Below are 18,831 nucleotides of genomic sequence, written 5' to 3' on the forward strand. Positions count from 1 at the left end.
TCCCGCGCCGGGCTCGAACGGGGTCAAGGACCGGAATCGTTCCGCGGTCCGTGCGGCGCGCCCCGGGGCGATCCCCTGCCAGGAACCACCATGCCGGACCCCCGCATCGCACGATGGCTCGCCGAGCTCACCCTGGACGAGAAGGCCGCCCTCGTGGCGGGCGCCGACCTCTGGCACACGGCAGCGATCCCCCGGCTCGGCATCCCCGCCCTGCGCGTCACCGACGGGCCGAACGGCGCGCGCGGCGTGTCGTTCCGCGGGGCCCTCACGTCGGCCTGCTTCCCGTGCGGGGCGGCGCAGGGGGCGTCCTTCGATCCGGCGCTGGTCGAGCGGATCGGGGCGGCGCTCGCCGAGGAGGCGCGCAGCAAGGGCGCCGGGGTGCTCCTCGCGCCGACCGTGAACCTCCAGCGGACGCCGACGGGCGGGCGCAACTTCGAGTGCGCCTCGGAGGACCCCTTCCTCGCGGCGCGCATGGCGGCAGCCTTCGTGCGCGGCGTGCAGGGGCGCGGCGTCGGCGCGTGCGTGAAGCACTTCGCCTGCAACGACGCCGAGTGGGAGCGACACCGGGCGAGCGTCGAGGTGGACGAGCGGGCGCTGCGCGAGCTCTACCTCGCACCCTTCGAGGCCGCCGTGCGCGAGGCGGGCGCGTGGTCGGTGATGGCGGCCTACAACCGGCTCGGGGGCCTGCACTGCAGCGAGCACGAGCGGCTGCTCACCGGGATCCTGCGCGAGGAGTGGGGCTTCGACGGGGTCGTGATCTCGGACTGGTTCGCGACCCGCTCCGGCCCGGCCTCGATCCGGGCCGGCATGGACCTCGAGATGCCGGGGCCGCCGCGCCACTACGGCGCGAAGCTGGCCGGTGCCGTGAAGGCCGGCGAGGCGGACGCGGCCGCGCTCGACACCTCCGTGCGCCGGGTCCTCGGCCTGCTCGCACGTACCGGCGCGCTCGATGCCGGGGCGCCGCTGCCCGAGCGCAGCGAGGACCGGCCCGAGCACCGCGCGCTCGCGCGCGAGGCCGCGGCCGCGGGGATGGTGCTCCTGCGCAACGCAGGCGACGCGCTGCCGCTCGCGGGCCGGCGCCCGGGAGCCGGTGGCGCCGGGACGCCGGTGCGCGCCGGGATCGTGGACCGGCTCGCGGTGATCGGACCGAACGCCGATCGCGCCGTGATCCAGGGCGGGGGCAGCGCGCGGGTGACGCCCCATGACCCGGTGTCGCCGCTCGCGGGCATTGCCGAGCGGGCCGCGCCAGCGGGGATCGAGCTGCTCTTCGCGCGCGGCCCCACCTGCTACCGCACGCTCCCGGCCCTCGAAGCCGCCGACGTCGAGGGCGCGATCGAGCTCGAGGTCTTCGCGGGCGCGGAGCCCGGCGAGGCGCCCCTGCGCCGCGAGCGCACGCGCAGCGGCGAAGTGCTCTGGCTCACCCCGCCTGCCCCGATCGCGGCCGGCGAGCGCTTCTCGGCGCGCCTGCGCACGCGCCTGCGCGCGCGCGAGGGCGGCGCGCAGCGGCTCTCGCTGGTGAGCGCGGGCCGCGCGCGGCTGCGCGTGGACGGCCGCGAGGCGATCGATCTCTGGGGCGGGCGCGAGCGCGGGAGCGCCTTCTTCGGGCTCGGATCGCAGGAGGTGGAGATCGCCCTCCCGCTCGCCAGCGGCGCCTCGGTGGAGATCGAGGTGGACTTCGCGCACGATCGCCCGGGGCTGCCCGCGGGCCTGCGCGTCGGCTTCGCGCCGCCCGAGCCCTCCGACGCGCTCGCGCGCGCGGTCGCCGCCGCGCACGGCGCGGACGCGGCCGTGGTCGTCGTGGGGCTCGACGAGGACTGGGAGAGCGAGGGCCGCGACCGGGACTCCTTCGCGCTCCCCGGCCGGCAGGACGAGCTCGTGGCGGCGGTGGCCGCCGCGAACCCGCGCACGATCGTGGTCGTGAACGCGGGCTCGCCCGTTGCGATGCCCTGGGCCGAGGACGCCGCGGCCCTGCTCCAGCTCTGGTACCCCGGCCAGGAGGGTGGCCGCGCGCTCGCCGACGTGCTCTTCGGCGACGCCGACCCCGGCGGGCGCCTTCCGCTCACGATCCCGCTGCGCATGGAGGACACGCCGGCCTTCCTCTCCTGCCCCGGCGAGGGCCTGACCCTGCGCTACGACGAGGGCGTCTTCGCGGGCTACCGCTGGTACGACGCGCGCGGGGTCGAGCCGCGCTTCCCCTTCGGGCACGGGCTCTCGTACGCGCGCTTCGCGTACGGGGCGCTGCGCCTCGTGCGGGAGGAGGTCGCGGCCGGCGAGGAGGTTGCGGCCGAGATCGAGGTCACGAACACGGGCCCGCGCGCGGGCGTCGAAGTGGTGCAGCTCTATCTCGAGCCGCCGCCCGGGCCGTGGCGGCGGCCACCGCGGGCGCTCGCCGGCTTTGCGAAGCTGCGCCTCGCGCCGGGCGAACGCGGCGTCGCGCGCTTCCGCGTGGCGCCGCGCGCGCTCGCCATCTGGGACGGCGCGGCGCAGCGCTGGCACGTCGAGCCCGGCGCCTACGCGCTCGCGGCCGGGCGCTCCTCGCGCGATCTGCGCGCGCGCGCCGGCTTCCGGGTGTCCTGAGCAGCGCCCGGGCGCTGCGCACGACGCCGTGGCAAGCGTGTGCGAAGCTCGCAGCGGCATGAGCGTTACCTCCGCGCCGCCTCCCGAGGCTCCCGCTCCCGACGCTGCCACCGCTGACCCCTGGTCGCCCCTGCGCCTGGCGGTCTTCCGTTCGCTCTGGATCGCGGGCCTTGCCTCGAACGTCGGCACCTGGATGCAGAACGTCGGCGCCGCCTGGCTCATGACCACGCTCGCGCCGACGCCTTTCTGGGTCTCACTGGTGCAGGCCGCCTCGAGCCTGCCTTTCTTCCTGCTCGCGATTCCGGCCGGCGCGCTGGCCGACGTCGTCGACCGCCGCCGGCTGCTGCTCGCCGCGCAGGCGTGGCTCGCGGTCTCCGCGGCCGCGCTGGCGGCGCTCGCGCTCACCGGCGTGATCGGGCCCGCGGGGCTCCTCGCGCTCACCTTCTCGATCGGCGTCGGCAGCACCTTCGTCGCGCCGGCCTTCCTCGCGCTCATTCCCGAGCTCGTGCCGCGCGAGGAGATCCCCGAGGCCGTCTCGCTCAACGGCATCTCGATGAACCTCGCGCGCGCGGCGGGCCCGGCGGCCGGCGGGCTCGTGGTGGCGGCGGCCGGCGCCGGCGCCGCCTTCGGGGCGAACGCGCTCTCGTACCTGGGCGTGATCGGCGTGCTGGCCCGCTGGCGGCGGGCGCCGGCCGAGACGCGGCTCCCGCCCGAGGACCTGATCGGCGCCATGCGCGCCGGCCTGCGCTACGTGCGCCACAGCGCGCCGCTGCGCCTCGTGCTGATCCGGGTCGCCGTCTTCGTCCTCCCGGCGAGCGCCGTGTGGGCGCTGCTCCCGCTCTACGCGCGCGAGCAGCTCGCGCTCGGGCCGGCGGGCTACGGGGGGCTCCTCGCCTTCTTCGGCGCCGGCGCCGTCGCGGCCGGCGTGGGCCTGCCGCGTCTGCGCGCGCGGGTCGGCCCGCAGCGCGTCACCACGCTCTCCGCGCTCGGCTTCGCGGCGGCGATGCTCCTGCTCGGCATCGTGCCCCCGCTCCCGGTGGCGGCGGGCGCGCTCGCGCTCGCGGGGGCGGGCTGGCTCGCGCTGCTCACGACGCTCAGCGCCGCCGCCCAGCTCGTGCTCCCCGCCTGGGTGCGCGCGCGCGGCCTCTCGGTGTACCTGCTGGTGCTGATGGGAGGCCTCGCGCTCGGCAGCGCCGCCTGGGGGCTCGGCGCGGAGTCGATCGGGGTGCCGGCCGCCTTCGAGCTCGCCGGCGCCGCCGTCGCGCTGTCGCGGCTCTTCGTGTGGCGGCTGCGGCTGCCCGCGGGCGACGCGCCCGATCTCACGCCGGCGGCGCGCTGGCCCGATCCGCAGCTCGGGGTCGCGGTGGCCGCCGATCGCGGGCCGGTGCTGGTGACCGTCGAGTACCAGGTCGAGGCCGGCGACGCCGAGCCCTTCGCGGCAGCGATGCGCGCGCTCGGCGAGATCCGCCTGCGCGACGGCGCGCTGCGCTGGGGCCTGTGGGGCGACGCCGCCCGACCGGGCCACTACCTCGAGTCGTTCGTGATCGAGTCCTGGCTCGAGCACCTGCGCCAGCACGAGCGGATGACGGCCGCCGACCGCGAGGTGCAGGCGATCGCGCAGCGCTTCCACCGCGGCGGCGCCGCGCCGCGCGTTACCCACTACGTCCACGAGCGGATCCCGAAGGCCTGAGCGGTTCAGCCCACGCGCTCGGGCAGGGTCTCGATGCGGCCGCTCGAGCCGATCAGCGACGACGCGAACCAGGCCGCCAGCGCCGACACGATCGCGCCGAGCACCGCCGTCCCGAGGCCGGCCAGCGCGAAGCCGGGCAGCAGCCAGGCGACCAGCATCAGCATGAGGCCGTTCACCACGAGCAGGAACAGGCCGAGCGTCACGATCGTGAGCGGCAGCGTCAGGACCACGAGCAGGGGACGCACGAAGGCGTTGACGAACCCGAGGAGGAAGGCCGCGACCAGCAGGGTGCCGGGGCCGTCGAAGGCCATCCCCGGCACGATCTTCGCCGCCACCCACAGGCCGAAGGCCGAGATCGCCAGGCGCAGGAGGAAGCCCGCCATGGCGGTATTCTAGCCGGATGAGCGACCCCGCCACGCCGAGCGCCTCCCCCTCGCCCGTGCGGCCGGCCCCGCTCCGGATCGGCATCCTCGGCGCCGCCCGGATCGCGCCGATGGCGCTCGTGCGGCCCGCTGCGCGGGTGCCCGAGGTCATGGTGGTGGCCGTGGCCGCGCGCGACCCCGCGAAGGCGCGCCGCTTCGCGGCCCGCCACGGCGTCCCCCGCGTGCTCGACTCCTACGAGGCGCTGCTCGCGGACCCGGACGTCGACGCCCTCTACAATCCGCTCCCGAACGGCCTGCACTGCGAATGGACGATCCGCGCGCTGCACGCGGGCAAGCACGTGCTCTGCGAGAAGCCGATCGCGTCCAACGCCGCCGAGGCCGAGCGCATGGCCGCGACGGCGCGCGAGACGGGCCGCACGCTCGTCGAGGCCTTCCACTGGCGCTACCACCCGCTCGCCGAGCGCATGCGCGCCGTGGTCGCGGGCGGGGAGCTCGGCCGCCTGCGCCACCTCGAGGCCTGGTTCTGCTTCCCGATGATCTTCCCGAACGACATCCGCTGGCGCTGGGACCTGGCCGGCGGCGCGCTCATGGACACCGGCTGCTACACGATCTCGATGCTGCGCCACCTGGCGGCCGCGGATCCCGCGGTGCCGGCGTCGGAGCCCACGGTGACGAGCGCGCGCGCCTGGCTGCGCACGCCGCAGGTGGACCGGCGCTTCGAGGCGGCGCTGCGCTGGCCCGACGGCCGAACCGGGCGGATCGTCTGCGGCCTGCTGACCGGCACGATCGTGCGGACCTCGTTGCGCGCGGTCGGCGACACCGGTGAGATGCGCGTCCTGAACCCCCTCGTGCCCCACCTCGGCAACTGGCTGCGCGTGCGCGGCGCGAGCGGGCGGCGCTCCGAGCAGGTGCCGCGCGGCGAGAGCACCTACACGCACCAGCTCCGCGCCTTCGCCGCCGCGGTGGGTCACGGCGCGCCGGTTCCCACCGGCCCCGCCGACGCCGTCGCGAACATGCGCGTGATCGACGCGGCCTACCGCGCGGCCGGGCTCCGGCCGCGGGCCACCTGAGTCCCAACGTGGGTGCGGGCGCGGAACTCCGCTTCCACGGCGCGCTTGGCGCGCAATACGACGACCGCATGCTGAGCGCGCGATCAGTCACCCCCCGCCAGGGTGCAGATCCATGAGCGTCAATTCGTGCACCCGGAGCACGGCCTGGAAGTCGGGGTCTTCAGGGGAGAGGTCGCTGACTCTGCCTGGCTCGATGCGCGGCTCTCCGCCGCTAGCTTCGCTCATCTCGAAGATCGCCCAGTTCTCGAGCTCGTCTCCGAGACGCGACAGGTAACAGATGCCGTGATAGCTCGGCTCGACCGACCCCACTTCCGTCATCTCGAAGATGCAGCGCGAGATCTCCTGCGTGAGACGACGCGGTGCAGTCAGCCGGATCGTGCCTGCATCGAGATCCGGGAGTCCGTAGTGCACCAGTCGCGCTGCCAGGAGCCGTCGCAGATGGGCCAGCGAACGGCGTCTTCCGACGTGGGCGAACGTGCCGAGAACCGAGGCCTCACCCATGACGCGCCTGCGAAGCCAGGATGCCGGCACCATCCCGGGAGGGATGGCATCGGCTTCCGCTGCGATTCGCGCGAGGCCCGCGACGACCGCCGGATCGGGTCGGAACCGCGCGAGTACCTCCAGGAAGGCGCCTTGGCGCTGACTCGCGGCGTACAGGACGCGGTAGATCCCTCGCGGATCGTCCCAGCGGTTTCCGAACGTATGATCGTCGCTGACGTGCGCCCAATTGGGCCACGTCCACGGATCCGGCCGGCGTGAGATGCGAAAGAGACGGGACGGCGGCCGAACGACCTCGAGTGCCCGTGCCGCTTCGGCCAACCGCTATCCACCGATCACGAAGGCCCGTGCCGCCGCCAGCACCAGGGGCCCGACCTCGTCGAGATCGCCCTCCCGCAGCAGGCGGGCGGGCGAACGATCATCGAGCTCGGGGTTCAGCCCCTGGAACCACGCCTGCGCGACCTGGGCGTCGTCATGATCTGCGATCAGCTTGGCGACGATCAGGGCGAGCTGGAGCCGCTGGGGAAGGTGCGGCCGTGGCTCTCGGTCGCCAGTCTCCCACTCGGCCACCGCACGTGCGTCGTTCACGTCGGCGACGTACGCGGTGAGTCTCCGGCCGAGAAGATGCGAGAGCTCCTTCGCCACCACGGGGAACGGAAGGCGCATCACGTAGCTATGGGCCTCGAGGTCGGGTCGAGAGGTGCTTCGCGCTTGCATCCGAGTCCTCCCATGAGACGGCTCGACCCTAGCATGAAAGCCAGATCAATCACCATCCAATTACGGATGAATACCGAGATAATCTCGCCGGAACGCCACACGAGCTTGATCCCCGGCGTCCCTAGACCACGACGAAATAGCCTAGAATCTTATTGATTTCAATATTTTATGATCGTTGTTTCCTTTGGACCTCACTCTGCCGGAGAGGATTCCGGCTCACCCCTCCGGGTCTCCGAGTGCCCGGTCGCCGCGCAGACGCTTGTCGGCCATCCGGGCCACGAGTGCGCCTCAACCCTGCCCCGTTGCGCGCGTGGTCCGCGGCGCTGGCCTCGAGGACCACGACCCCCACACGGCTCGAGCGGACGCGGGAGGAGGGATGGGTTCCGTCGGTCGAGGCGGGCGCCGCGGGGCGAGGAAATGAACGAACGGCGAGCGAATCCTCGCTACCGTGCCCGGCGCTGGGTGCTGGAACGTAGCCACTCGTGGATGAACCGTTCCGACACAGGACACTAGAGCGAGAGCGCACGGAAGCGTTCCTGCGCGTAGACGAGCAGCGACACCGAGGCGCCTTCCGAGAGCTGCTCGAAGCGGATGCCCATCCCGAAGGGCAGGTTGCGCCGCATCACGTTGCCCGGGACGTTGGTCATGACGACGCGACCCGCGGCGCTGAGCGGTCCGCCCTGGGGCAGCGCAAGGTCGAGCGACACGCGCGCCCGCGTCATCGACGGCTGGCCGACCGTGACGAAGGCGCCCGTCGCGGAGATCGAGTAGACGCGGCCCTCCTTCACGCGGCCCGCGCCCGTGTGGATCACCACCGGCCAGTCGGCGGGCGCGCGCACCGTGCGGCGGCGCCCGCGCATGCGCTCGAGGCCGGCGAGCGCGCGGTTCACCTGGAAGCGCAGCGTGTGGGTGTCGCAGGGGTCGAAGACGGCGAGCTCGATCCCGGCGTCGCGCAGGCGGCGGCGGCCCTCGGCATCCGGCTCGCGGCCGCCGGCCAGGAACACGAGCTCGCCCCCTGCGCCGATCGTGCGCAGCGAGAGCAGCGCCGCGCGCAGGTTCGTCACCGGCAGGTCGGAAGGCACCACCACCGCGCCCACGCGCGAGCCCGCCACGCGCAGGAAGGCGCGTGCCTGGTCCGGCGTCTTGGCCGGGACGGCGCGATAGCCCATCCGCCCGAGCCGCGCGCGCAGGAGCTCCATCTCGGGCGCGCTGGCGCCGAGCACGAGCAGGTCCTTGTCCACGCGCCCCTCCCCGGCCCGAGCGGGCCCCCTGGAAGGCGCTTCGGTGCAGGGCAGGCGCGTGGTGGTGACGGTCATCACCGCGCCGCTCCCGGCGAGGCGCGCGCGCGTGACGGCCCGTCACGGCTGCGGGGCGTCAGGCTCCTCGTGCGGCGGGTGCTCGCCGGGCTCCTCGTCGTCCTCAGGCGGCGCCGGGGCCGGCTCGGCGTTCTCGAGCACGATCCGCACGTCGGCGGGCAGCTCCACCTCGACGTCGCGATCGAGCAGCGCCTCGCTCTCGCCGCCGGCCATGAGCCAGACCCACACCGCGTCGCGGCGCAGGTCCACCACCAGGGCGGCGGCGTCGGTGCCGCCGCCGTGCTGCTTGTTGCCCGTCACGTAGAGGATGCCGTCCTCCTCGAGCAAGGGGCTCTGCACCTCGGTGTTGGTGACGAAGGTGGCGAAGCGCTCGCCGAGCAGCGCATGGAGCCGGCCCGCGAGCGGCTCGCGGCGCCAGAGGTCGACGTCGCGCGGGTACTGGCCGACGAGCTCGCGCAGCGGCGCGAGCGGGCTCGGGTAGCCGGCGGGCAGCGTGACGACGGCCGGGGCGGCGGGCGCCGCCTCGGCGGGCGCCGGCGGGGCCGTGGCCTCCCGGCCGTCGAGCTCGCAGGCGAGCGCGGCCGCGGCGAGCAGCGCGGCGAGCGCCCGGCGGGTGCGTCGGGCTCGCTCCCGGAAGCGGCCGGCAGCGGGCGGCAGGCCCGCGCGGCGGCGGATCGCGTAGACGGGCTCGGCCATCGCTCCTCCCCGGTCTGCCGCGAGCGTATCGCGAAGAGGTGGGTAGGATCACGGCCCTCGGAGGCCTCGTGGCGCAGGGAGGGTCGCGGTCGATCGCCTGGCTCGGGGCCGGCGCGCTGGTGGGCCTCGTCGCGGCGGGCCTGTCCCTGCTCGGCTCGGGCGCCGGCGCCCCGGCGCTGCCCGAGGGCGCCGTCGCCACCGTGAACGGCGCCGCCCTGCGCGCCGCCGACTACCAGCGCGCGCTGGCCGCACTCGAGAGCGACCGGCGCAACCCCGTCGGCGCAGCGGAGGAGCGCTTCGTGCTCGACCGGCTGGTGGACGAGGAGCTGCTGGTCCAGCGCGCGCTCGAGCTCGGCCTCGCGAAGAGCGACCGCCTCGTGCGCAACCAGCTCGTCACCGCGATGATCGCGGCCGTCACCGAGGACGCCGCCCTCGCCGAGCCCGACGAGGCTACGCTGCGCGCCTTCCACGCCGGGCATCCCGATCGCTTCACCGAGCCCGGGCGCCTGCGCGCCCGCCAGCTCTGGGTGCGCGCGGCGCCCCTGCGCAGCGAGGCCGAGGCGCGCGCGCGCGCCGCCGATGCCGCCGCGCGGCTGCGTGCGGGCGCGCCCTTCGACGCCGTGGCCGCGGCGCTCGGCGATCCGCTCGTGGCGCCGCTGCCGGATGCGCCGCTGCCTGCCGCGAAGCTCGCCGGCTACGCCGGCCCCGATGCGCTCGCCGCGCTCGCCGCCGCCGCGCCGGGCGCGGTGAGCGAGCCCCTCGCCTTCGCGGGCGGCTTCCAGGTGCTGTTGCTGTCGGCGCGCGAGGCGCCGGTCTCCCTGCCCTACGACGCCGTTGCCGACGACGTGCGCGCCGAGTGGCGCCGCCGCGCCGGCGACGAGGCGCTGCGCCGCTACCTCGCGGAGCTGCGCGAGCGCGCCGAGATCGAGATCGCGGGGCCGGCCTCGTGAGCCCGCGCCTCGTCGCGCGGCTCGTGCTGGCAGCGCTCGCCTGCCTGCTCGCCGGCGACGCCGGCGCCCACGGGCGGAGCCTGTCCTGGTCGAGCTGGCGCCTCACGCCGGACGGGGCTGCGGTGCGGGTCCGGGTGCCGCTGCTCGAGCTGACCCGGCTCGGCGTCGACCCGGTCCGGGACCCGCGAGCCCCCGCCTCGGTCGCGCAGCGGCTCGCGGCGGAGCTGCGGCTCGCGCGCGGCGGGCGCCCCTGCGAGCCGCTCGGCGATCCCCTGCCGGCGCCGGCGCCCGAGGGCCAGGCCGTCTACGAGTGGCGCGTGCGCTGCGAGCGCAGCGGCGGCTACCGGCTCACGAGCACATTCCTGCTCGACGCGGCGCCCTCGCACCTGCACTTCGCGCGCGTCGAGACGGGCGGCGGCGAGATCCGCGAGCGCGTGCTGAGCGACGCCGAGCCGAGCTGGACGCTCGGCGACCCGGAGGCACCGGCAGGCACCGCCGGTGCGGACGCCGCCGGGACCACCTTCGCGGGCTACGTGGCGCTCGGGATCGAGCACATCGCAACCGGCTGGGACCACCTGGCCTTCGTGCTCGCGCTGCTCCTGCTCGCGGGCAGCCTGCGCGAGGTCGCGGGCCTCGTGACGGGCTTCACGGTCGCCCACAGCGTGACCCTCGCGCTCGCGGTGCTCGGCGTGGTGCGGCCCGAGCCGGCGGCGATCGAGGCCCTGATCGGCTTCTCGATCGCGCTCGTGGCGGCGGAGAACGGCTGGCTGCTCGGCGGGGGCGGGCGCGGCGTGCCGTGGGTGGCGTGCGGCGGGCTCCTCGCGCTCGCCGCGCTCGCGGCGGCCGGGATCGGCGCGGTGCCGGCCGGCGCGCTCGTCGGCCTCGCGCTCTTCTCGGCCTGCCACTTCGGACTGCTCGCGCGGGTGGAGCGGCCCGCGCGCCTGCGCGCCGCGGTGGCCTTCGCCTTCGGGCTGATCCACGGCTTCGGCTTCGCCGGCATCCTCGCCGAGCTCGCGCTGCCGGCCGAGCGGCTGGTGCCGGCGCTGCTTGGCTTCAACGTCGGCGTCGAGCTCGGCCAGCTCGCGATCGTGGCGGCTGCCTGGCCGCTCCTGCGCGCCCTTGCCCGGATCGACGGCGGCCGCCCGCACCGGCTCGTTGCCGAGCTCGGCTCCGCCGCGGTCTGCGGCCTCGGCCTCTTCTGGTTCCTGACCCGCACCTTCGGGTAGCCGCGGCCGGCGGGGCTGCGAACCCCCGGGCATTCGCCGGCTTCCCCGCCTCAAGTTCGCCTCCGCGAGCGCCGAAGAACGGCCGGCGGGGAGGGATCGATGGCGGGCTCGCAGGCGTTCGAATGGCTGTGTGAGGCGATCGAGGCGGGAACGTCGCTCGAGCGCCTCGAGGCACGCGGCACGGTCCGCATCGCGCTCAAGGAGGCAGGCCTCGAGGCGCGCACCGCAACCCCCGCGGAGCTCGCGGTGGTCGTCGCGAGGATCCTCCCGCGCGAGCTGCGCCAGCGCGGCGTGGCCGACGAGGCAGCCGTGTGCAGCCGCCTCTCGGCAGGCCTGCGCACCCTCGACGTGGGGAGCGCGGCTGCCCAGGACACGCCCGACGCCATCTTCCGGCGCCTCGGCGGGGAGCTGTAGGGGGCCCTCCGGCGTTCCCGGCCCGGGTCGGTTGACACCGCCGGCGATCCGGTGGACGGTGTCGCTGTGTCCGCCCCCGGCAACCCGTACCTCTCGGGCAACTTCGCCCCGGTGGCGCGGGAGCTCAGCGCCTTCGACCTGCCCGTCACGGGCGAGATCCCGCACGAGCTCCGGGGCCGTCTCCTGCGGATCGGCCCGAACCCGGTCACGCCGCCCGACCCCGGGACCTATCACTGGTTCACCGGGAACGGCATGGTGCACGGCCTGCGCCTGCGCGACGGGCGCGCCGAGTGGTACCGCAACCGCTACGTGCGCGACGACGCCGTCGCGGCCGCGCAGGGCCTGCCGCTCACACCCGGGCCTCGCCACGGGATGGGATCGGGTGTCGCCAACACCAACGTGATCGAGCACGCCGGCCGCACCTTCGCGATCGTGGAGGCCGGTGGCCTGCCGGTCGAGCTCACCCCCGAGCTCGAGACCGTTGCCTACTCGGACTTCGGCGGCACCCTGCCCGGCTCCTTCACTGCACACCCGAAGCGCGATCCCGACACCGGCGAGCTGCACGCGATGGTCTACTACTGGGCGTGGGACTACGTCCAGTACGTCGTGGTCGGCACCGACGCGCGCGTGCGCCGGACCGTGAACGTCCCGGTGCCCGGCAAGCCGATGCTCCACGACTGCGCGATCACCGAGCGCTACGTCGTGATCCTCGACCTGCCCTGCACCTTCCGGCCCGAGAACCTCGAGAACGGCATGCCGTTCCCCTACGCGTGGGATCCCGACTACGGCGCGCGCGTGGGCCTGCTCCCGCGCGAGGACGCCGACGCCGCCCGCGTGCGCTGGCTCGAGGTGCCCCTCTGCTACGTCTTCCACCCGCTCAACGCCTACGAGACGGCCGACGGCCGGGTCGTGATGGACGTCTGCCGCCACCCGAAGATGTTCGCCCGCGACCCGAACGGCCCGAACGAGGGCCGCCCCACGCTCGACCGCTGGGTGATCGACCCCTCGTCGGCCAAGGTCTCGACCGACACCCTCTCGGATCGCGGCCACGAGTTCCCGCGCCACGACGAGCGCCGGATCGGCCGGCCGATCCGCTACGGCTACACGGGAACCCTCGGCGACGGGCTCGCGATGGGCCCGATCTACAAGCACGACCTGCTGAAGCGCACCACCGAGGTCCACGGCGCCGCACCCGGCCGCCGGTTCCTCGAGCCCGTCTTCGTCCCGCGCACCCCTGACGCCGCCGAGGACGACGGCTGGATCCTGGCCTACGTCTACGACGCCCCCTCGGACCGCAGCGAGGTCGTGATCCTCCACGCCCAGGACTTCGCCGCCGCCCCCCTCGCGCGCATCCACCTGCCCCAGCGCGTGCCCTTCGGCTTCCACGGCAACTGGGTGCCGGATCCCCACTGAGGCGGGGCCCGAGGCCCTCCAGAGCGCCGACGGGCCGCCCGACGCCCGAACGCAGCACGCTTCCGCCGCCGATCACATCGTCGATGCTTTCGCGAGGATCTCGTTTACCCGCTCGATCGCTGCGGGGCTGTGCAGGATCGCCGCATGCCCCGCGTCGACGCCGAGCAGCGAGGACGCCTCATGCTGGGCTTCGAGCCGAAGCTGACTGGTGAGGGCGATGACGCCATCGGAGGACGGGCCCGGGCGGCGCTGCCTCCGCTGGTAGCCGAACAGCAGGTGGAAGGCGACGCCGTCTGGAAGCCGGCGGGGCTGCCCTCCGAGATGGAACAGGGCTTCGAGGAAGGCGCTCTTCGGCGCGACGTCGAGCCACGAGGGCGCCATCGGCAGCCCTCGCCGGGCGGCCCGGGCTGCGTGAGCGGCGCTGCCCTGTCCGCTCCACGGGGTCGAAAGCGTGACCAAGAGCCGCACCGGATCCTGGCTCACCAGGGCGGCGTGCTCGAAGACGAACGCCCGAGCGACCAGGCCCCCCATGCTGTGCGCGACCACGTAGATCCGCTTGCATCGATGGCGTAGGGTCAGCTTCAGGATCACCTGCGACAGATGCTTGGCGATACGGTCCAGATGGGCACCCGACGGGTAGTAGTAGAACCACGGCTGGAAGCGCGCGGGATCGAGGTGCTTGGCGAGCGCTGCGAACCCGCGCGGGCTCCCGAGGATGCCGTGGACGAAGAGCACGGGAATGCGGGTGGGGTCGTACGGCTCCGCAAAGTACACGCCTGCCTCGCTGCGGACGATGAAGTCCAGCGGCCGCCAGAGGCCTTCCTCTGCACGCTCGGGGGAGAAGCGCGGGTCGTCGAGCGGGACCACCTGGCCCACCACGGTGATGCGTCCGAGGCTCCAGTCGAGCTGGTCGGCGGAGCTGCGCGCCTGGAGCGCTGCAATGTCCAGCGGCGCGCCGATGGACGCTCTCCGATCGGGATCGATCACCAGCTCGACGTCCATCCGGCGGGCGCCGGGCCCGAGGCGGAAGACCGGACCCTCGCGGGGGAGAAGCACCGGCTCGGTCGGCTGCAGCACGCCGTCGGCGTTGCGGTCCTCGAACGCACCCAACCGGTACAGGCCGGGTGTCGTCAGGAAGCGCCACGGCCCGGGGCGCTCGAGCACGAAGTGATCGGCGATCTGCTGCTCGCCCTCGCGCTCCCGGAGCAGGACCACGACGAGGGGGCCCTGGCCGGCCCGGGCCATCCGGACCGTGCCCGCCAGGTTGGAGAGCGCTGCGGCCTCGTCGAGCTGCTCGCGGAGGCCTCGAAATGCGCAGCCCGCGACCAGACAGGTCAGGAGCACCCCAGCGGCGATCCCGCCCCATCGCACCCGCCTCGCGCCGGCCCGCGCCGTCATCGATCCGATCCGATCCGCAGGATCAGCGAGGTGTTGACCCCGCCGAACGCGAAGTTGTTGCTCATCACGATCGGTGCGTCGATCGTCGCTGGCACCCCGCGCACGTGCGAAAGCGGCGCGCAGCGGCCGTCCACCTCCTCCAGGTTCCGCGTCGGCGCCACCCATCCGTCGCGGGTCATCTGGATGGTGATCCAGGCTTCGATCGCGCCGCACGCGCCGAGGGTGTGCCCCAGGTGGCCCTTCAGCGAGCTCACCGGGATGTGCTCTCCGAAGACCTGGTTCGTCGCGATGCTCTCCGCGATGTCACCGGCCTCCGTCGCCGTTCCGTGCGCGTTGACGTACGCGATATCCGCCGGCGACAACGAAGCGTCCTGCAGCGCCAGCTCCATCACGCTCCGCATCCCCTCCGCATCGGGCTTCGTGAGATGGCGGCCGTCGCAGTTCGTCCCCCAGCCGACGATCTCGGCGAGGATCGGAGCACCCCGCTGCAGGGCGAACTCGCGCTCCTCGAGGACGAGTGTGGCCGCACCCTCCGCGACGACCAAGCCGTCGCGTGCGACATCGAAGGGCCGCGGGGTCCGGTCCGGCTCGTCGTTCCGTTTGGAGGTGGCGAACAGGACGTCGAAGACGGCGACGTCGATGGCGTGGAACTCCTCCGCGCCGCCAGTGATCATCACCCGTTGTCGGCCTTCGCGAATGGCCTCGTAACCGTAGCCGATGCCCTGGCTCCCCGAGGTGCACGCGCTGCACGCGGTGACGATTCGCCCTCGCACCCCGAAGAACTGGGCCAGATTGGCGGCCACGGTATGGCTCATGAACTGCAGGTAGTCGGTTGCGCGGATCCCGCGCAGCGAGCGGTTTCCGATGATGCTCGTCGCGTACACCGCCATCGCGGGCGGGCTCCCTGCCGTCGACCCGTAGGAGATCCCTGCCGACCCGTCGTGCAACACGGGGTGTCCCGTCAGCCCAGCGCTCGCGAGAGCGATCTCGGTGGCACGCGTCGCAAGCAGCGACACGCGCCCCATGCTGCGAATGCTCTTGCGGGGGTAGTGGGCGGGAACCTCGAAGCCGGGGACGAGCGCACCCAGCCGCGTTGCCATGCCCTCGATCTCTCCGAGTTCGGGGACCACGCGGACGCCGGAGCGCCCTTCGCGCAGCGCCTGCGCGACCTCCGGCCACTCGATCCCGAGCGGACACAGGCCGGCCATACCTGTCACGACGACCCGATGCTTCAACCGAGCCCTCCGCTCACTCCGATCACCTGGCCGGTGACGTAGGAGGCATCGCTCGAGAACAGGAATCCGACGACACCCGCGACCTCCTCGGGGGTACCGATCCGACGCATCGGAATCAGCTTCGTGATCTCCTCGACCGGTGCGCCGGCGATCATCTCGGTGGCGATGAGGCCGGGCGCCACGCTGTTCACCGTGATCGATCGCCTTGCCAGCTCGAGCGCGAGCGACCGCGTCGCTCCGATCAGCCCTGCCTTCGAAGCGCTGTAGTTCACCTGCCCCCGATTGCCGGCGACACCCGAGACCGAGGAGATCGTCACGATCCGTCCCCCCTCGCGGAGACGCACCATCGGCATCACCAGCGGGCGGACCACGTTGAAGAATCCATCCAGGTTCGTCCGCAGTACCCGGTCCCACGCCTCCCCCGACATGGCCGGGAAGGCGGCATCTGCATGCGTTCCCGCGTTGCAGACGATCCCGAAGTAGGCGCCATGGGCCTCGACGTCGCCCTCGAGCTCGCGGCCGGTGGTCTCCCGATCGCTGACGTCGAAGCGCAGCATCCGGGCCGTGCCCCCACCGTCCAGGATCTCCTGGTGCACGGCGGCCGCCCGCTCCGGGTTGTCCCGGTGGTGGATCGTGACAGCGAAGCCATCCCGCGCCAGCCGGAGAGCGATCGCGCGGCCGATTCCGCGGCTCGCACCGGTCACCAGCACCCTACGCATCGAAAGCCGCCTCGCCGCTGCGACGGCGAAGGCCGTAGAGGCGCCCCTCCGCGAGCAACTCGCCGGTCTCGAGGTCGCGCAGCATGCAATCGAACTCCGCCACCGCACCCCTGCCGGCGCGCCGATGGGCCACGGCTTCGATCCACCGGCCTCGGAAGCGGTCACAGTGGAATCGCAGGTTCCGGACGCTGACGAGGAGTATCGAATGCCCGGGCTCGCCGACGCCCGTGCCCACCGCCGCGGCCGCCGCATGCACGGCACTGCATTGTGCCATGTATTCGAGCCCGACCCACAGCGGGATCGAGCCGTCGCGATCCCGGAACAGATCCTGGGTCGAAACATCGACCACACAGGCCGTCTCGCTGGGCCCGTGCCGCAGGATCCGGTCGACCAGGACCATCGGCCCATCGTGCGGAAGCAGTTCGCGTACGTCGAGCTCGTGGTCGACCTGCGCGCTCATCGTTCGGAGACCTCGTCGTCGCTCCAGAAATCGAAGAAGTTGAACCACTGGTAGGGTGCTCGCAGGCACGCGGCCGTGAGATGGTCCGCGTAGGCCTGGGCGAGCGCCCGGAGCTGCTCGTCGCGCGCATCCCGCCCCGGTGGACGGTTCGCTCGATCGGCCAGCTCGTGGACGTGGATCACGTAGCGGGAGCCTTCCGAGCGCAGCGCCGTCATCAGGTAGAGCGGCGCGTCGAGCACCGACGCGAGCCGGAAGGGTGCGATCGGCAGCCGCGCCGTCCGGCCCAGGACCTTCACCGCGCAGGCGCGGCGGGGATCCTCCGAGGGCGCGAGGCGATCGGCGAGGATCGCCACCACCTCGCCGCGCTGGAGGCAGGCACGGGCGCGCACGACATGCTCCATCGAGCCCGGCACGATCGGGATCACGCGGACCGGAGCCGCCATGCCGGCGCTGGCCGTCAAGCGCTCGAAGAGCGCATTGATGCGCGGTGCATGACGGGTGTACATCAGCACGTTCACCGGGATCGGCGAGCGCTCACCGATCAAGCGCATGGCGTCGAAGCTGCCGAGATGGGAGCCGAGGACGAGCGCGCCGCGGCCTTCGCGGGCGATCCGATCGAGATGTGCGGAGCCCTCGATCTCGAAGCGGAAGTCGCCGTGCCGGCCGAGCCAGAAGCCGATCCGATCGAAGATCGAGAGGCCGAAGCTCGTGAAATGCCGCAGCACCTCGCGCCCGCCGGGATCCGCACCCACGATGCGGGCACCCTCGGGGTAGGCCGCGATGCGGCGCAGATAGCGCTGCGACGCGTGCCGTGCCGACGGCGAGGTGAGCCAGAAATAGGCGACGATCGGAAAGACGCACAGCCGGGCGAGACGCCGGCCGAGATGGCGGTAGATCCACGCGACCACCTGCATGCCCACGATCGACCCGCGTTCGCGACTCCGGTGCCAGGGCTCCGCCTCCTGGGTTCGCCGGTCCACGAGGAGGCGCGGCAGCCGGAGCAGCGCGCCGGCCGCGAGGACCGCGTGGGTCTTCGAGATCCGCAGGTTGTCCCGGAGCATGTCGAAGTGCGAGATGCCATCCGGTGGATACCGGACGTGCGTCGCGACGTTGACGACGGGAGCCCCCGCCCAGACCATGCGCACCGCGAACTCGGGATCGAACTCCATGTGCCGCCCGCACGGCACCGCATCGATCACGCTCACGGCCCGGGCGAGCGGCACGCATCGGTAGCCGCACAGGGGATCGGCGATCGCGAGGGACCAGGTCTCGATCCAGACCCATATCCGGGAGAGCCACCGTCCCCACCGACGCGCGCGCGGAGCCGTCTCGTCGAAGATCGGCGCACCGAGGACGAGCGCCTCGGGGTCCCGCTCCGCGGCAGCGAGGAACCGCCCCGCGTCCGCAGCGTCGTGCTGGCCGTCCGCATCGATCTGGAGCGCGTGGGTGAAGCCGGCCGCAAGGGCCGCCCGATAGCCCGTCTGCAGCGCCGCGCCGCGCCCCCGGTTCTCCGGGTGACGCAGATGGTGCGTCCACGGGTGGCGCTGGGCGATCTCCGTGAGGATGCCCCGCGTCTCGGAGGCGCTTCCGTCGTCGACCAGGATCGCGGGAAGACCGAGCGGAGCGAGGGCGTCACAGAGGGCGGCGATGGCGCCCGGTTGGTCGTAGATCGTGATCAGGATGCAGGGCTTCACCGGGATGCCCGTTCCAGATCGAGGCGTCCCACCGACAGGATCCGAGCGCCGTCTGCAAGCTCGAAGTCGAGTCTGCCCGGCTGCCGGCAGGAGCGCAGCCGGATGGTCAGGCGCTGACCGGGGAGGATCGGCCTCCGGAACTTGAGCAGCGGAATCGAGCAGAGGGCGTGCGCCCCGCGCCAGCGCGACACCGCCTCCATCACCCATGCGACCTGGAGCGCTCCGGGCAGGATCGGGTTGCCCGGGAAGTGGCCGGGCCAGACGGCCAGATCCTCGGGTACCACCAGATCGAGCTCGAGCCGATCGCGTGTACTGCGCTCCGCGACGACGGCGGGCTCCAGCCGGGGGCGATCAGGTTTCGTCGTGGGACCCACG

General features: G+C 73.6%; 18 protein-coding genes and 1 pseudogene. 8 read left to right on the forward strand and 11 right to left on the reverse strand.

Going from position 1 to position 18,831, the window contains the following annotated elements:
• The first annotated feature begins 90 nt into the window (after positions 1-90).
• Entirely contained in the window at positions 91-2,577 is a 2,487-nt protein-coding gene (locus OZ948_04540; GenBank protein ID MEB2343986.1) for a glycoside hydrolase family 3 C-terminal domain-containing protein, read from the forward strand.
• Between the two features lie 58 nt (positions 2,578-2,635).
• Entirely contained in the window at positions 2,636-4,267 is a 1,632-nt protein-coding gene (locus OZ948_04545) for an MFS transporter (GenBank protein ID MEB2343987.1), read from the forward strand.
• Between the two features lie 5 nt (positions 4,268-4,272).
• Here the strand turns inward: OZ948_04545 and OZ948_04550 are convergent, their stop codons facing one another.
• Positions 4,273-4,650, reverse strand: a complete 378-nt coding sequence (locus tag OZ948_04550; GenBank protein MEB2343988.1) for a phage holin family protein — start codon at positions 4,648-4,650, stop codon at positions 4,273-4,275.
• A 17-nt stretch (positions 4,651-4,667) separates the two neighbouring features.
• On the opposite strand from OZ948_04550, the gene OZ948_04555 reads away from it, so the two are divergent.
• Positions 4,668-5,720: a Gfo/Idh/MocA family oxidoreductase gene (locus tag OZ948_04555; GenBank protein ID MEB2343989.1), complete on the forward strand. Its 1,053-nt coding sequence runs from the start codon at positions 4,668-4,670 to the stop codon at positions 5,718-5,720.
• Positions 5,721-5,807: 87 nt separating this feature from the next.
• On the opposite strand, the gene OZ948_04560 is transcribed toward OZ948_04555, so the two are convergent.
• Positions 5,808-6,539 (reverse strand): RES domain-containing protein, encoded by a 732-nt coding sequence (locus OZ948_04560; GenBank protein MEB2343990.1) that lies wholly within the window; start codon positions 6,537-6,539, stop codon positions 5,808-5,810.
• A 3-nt stretch (positions 6,540-6,542) separates the two neighbouring features.
• The gene (locus OZ948_04565; protein ID MEB2343991.1) at positions 6,543-6,935 is read right to left on the reverse strand and encodes a hypothetical protein; all 393 of its coding nucleotides are present in this window, start codon (positions 6,933-6,935) and stop codon (positions 6,543-6,545) included.
• A gap of 405 nt (positions 6,936-7,340) precedes the next feature.
• On the opposite strand from OZ948_04565, the pseudogene OZ948_04570 reads away from it, so the two are divergent.
• Positions 7,341-7,430: pseudogene (locus tag OZ948_04570) on the forward strand (IS5/IS1182 family transposase).
• A gap of 14 nt (positions 7,431-7,444) precedes the next feature.
• Here the strand turns inward: OZ948_04570 and OZ948_04575 are convergent.
• On the reverse strand, positions 7,445-8,176 hold the full coding sequence (locus OZ948_04575; protein ID MEB2343992.1) for a PilZ domain-containing protein: 732 nt from the start codon (positions 8,174-8,176) through the stop codon (positions 7,445-7,447).
• 117 nt (positions 8,177-8,293) lie between these two features.
• On the reverse strand, positions 8,294-8,947 hold the full coding sequence (locus OZ948_04580; protein ID MEB2343993.1) for a hypothetical protein: 654 nt from the start codon (positions 8,945-8,947) through the stop codon (positions 8,294-8,296).
• A 38-nt stretch (positions 8,948-8,985) separates the two neighbouring features.
• Here OZ948_04580 and OZ948_04585 point away from each other — a divergent pair, with 38 nt between their 5' ends.
• The 4 genes from OZ948_04585 (at position 8,986) to OZ948_04600 (ending at position 12,950) form a co-directional block, all read left to right on the forward strand.
• Positions 8,986-9,897, forward strand: coding sequence for a peptidyl-prolyl cis-trans isomerase (locus tag OZ948_04585; protein ID MEB2343994.1), 912 nt, complete (start codon positions 8,986-8,988; stop codon positions 9,895-9,897).
• Positions 9,894-11,123 (forward strand): HupE/UreJ family protein, encoded by a 1,230-nt coding sequence (locus OZ948_04590; protein MEB2343995.1) that lies wholly within the window; start codon positions 9,894-9,896, stop codon positions 11,121-11,123. Before OZ948_04585 ends, OZ948_04590 begins: the two co-directional genes overlap by 4 nt.
• Before the next feature lie 99 nt (positions 11,124-11,222).
• Entirely contained in the window at positions 11,223-11,537 is a 315-nt protein-coding gene (locus OZ948_04595; GenBank protein ID MEB2343996.1) for a hypothetical protein, read from the forward strand.
• 66 nt (positions 11,538-11,603) lie between these two features.
• Positions 11,604-12,950 (forward strand): carotenoid oxygenase family protein, encoded by a 1,347-nt coding sequence (locus OZ948_04600; protein ID MEB2343997.1) that lies wholly within the window; start codon positions 11,604-11,606, stop codon positions 12,948-12,950.
• 72 nt (positions 12,951-13,022) lie between these two features.
• Here the strand turns inward: OZ948_04600 and OZ948_04605 are convergent, their stop codons facing one another.
• The 6 genes from OZ948_04605 to OZ948_04630 form a co-directional block, all read right to left on the reverse strand.
• Positions 13,023-14,195, reverse strand: a complete 1,173-nt coding sequence (locus OZ948_04605) for an alpha/beta hydrolase (GenBank protein MEB2343998.1) — start codon at positions 14,193-14,195, stop codon at positions 13,023-13,025.
• 149 nt (positions 14,196-14,344) lie between these two features.
• Positions 14,345-15,583 carry a beta-ketoacyl-ACP synthase gene (locus tag OZ948_04610; protein MEB2343999.1) on the reverse strand — a complete coding sequence of 413 codons (1,239 nt, stop codon included), beginning with the start codon at positions 15,581-15,583 and terminating at the stop codon, positions 14,345-14,347.
• Positions 15,580-16,302 carry a 3-oxoacyl-ACP reductase FabG gene (gene fabG, locus OZ948_04615; protein MEB2344000.1) on the reverse strand — a complete coding sequence of 241 codons (723 nt, stop codon included), beginning with the start codon at positions 16,300-16,302 and terminating at the stop codon, positions 15,580-15,582. Before fabG ends, OZ948_04610 begins: the two co-directional genes overlap by 4 nt.
• On the reverse strand, positions 16,295-16,762 hold the full coding sequence (locus tag OZ948_04620) for a hypothetical protein (GenBank protein ID MEB2344001.1): 468 nt from the start codon (positions 16,760-16,762) through the stop codon (positions 16,295-16,297). The genes fabG and OZ948_04620 overlap by 8 nt, the downstream gene beginning before the upstream one ends.
• Entirely contained in the window at positions 16,759-18,456 is a 1,698-nt protein-coding gene (locus OZ948_04625) for a glycosyltransferase (GenBank protein ID MEB2344002.1), read from the reverse strand. Before OZ948_04625 ends, OZ948_04620 begins: the two co-directional genes overlap by 4 nt.
• Entirely contained in the window at positions 18,453-18,830 is a 378-nt protein-coding gene (locus OZ948_04630) for a hypothetical protein (protein MEB2344003.1), read from the reverse strand. Before OZ948_04630 ends, OZ948_04625 begins: the two co-directional genes overlap by 4 nt.
• Position 18,831 lies beyond the last annotated feature (1 nt).

It is taken from the genome of Deltaproteobacteria bacterium, from assembly GCA_035063765.1.
Taxonomy (GTDB): Bacteria; Myxococcota_A; UBA9160; order UBA9160; family PR03; genus CAADGG01.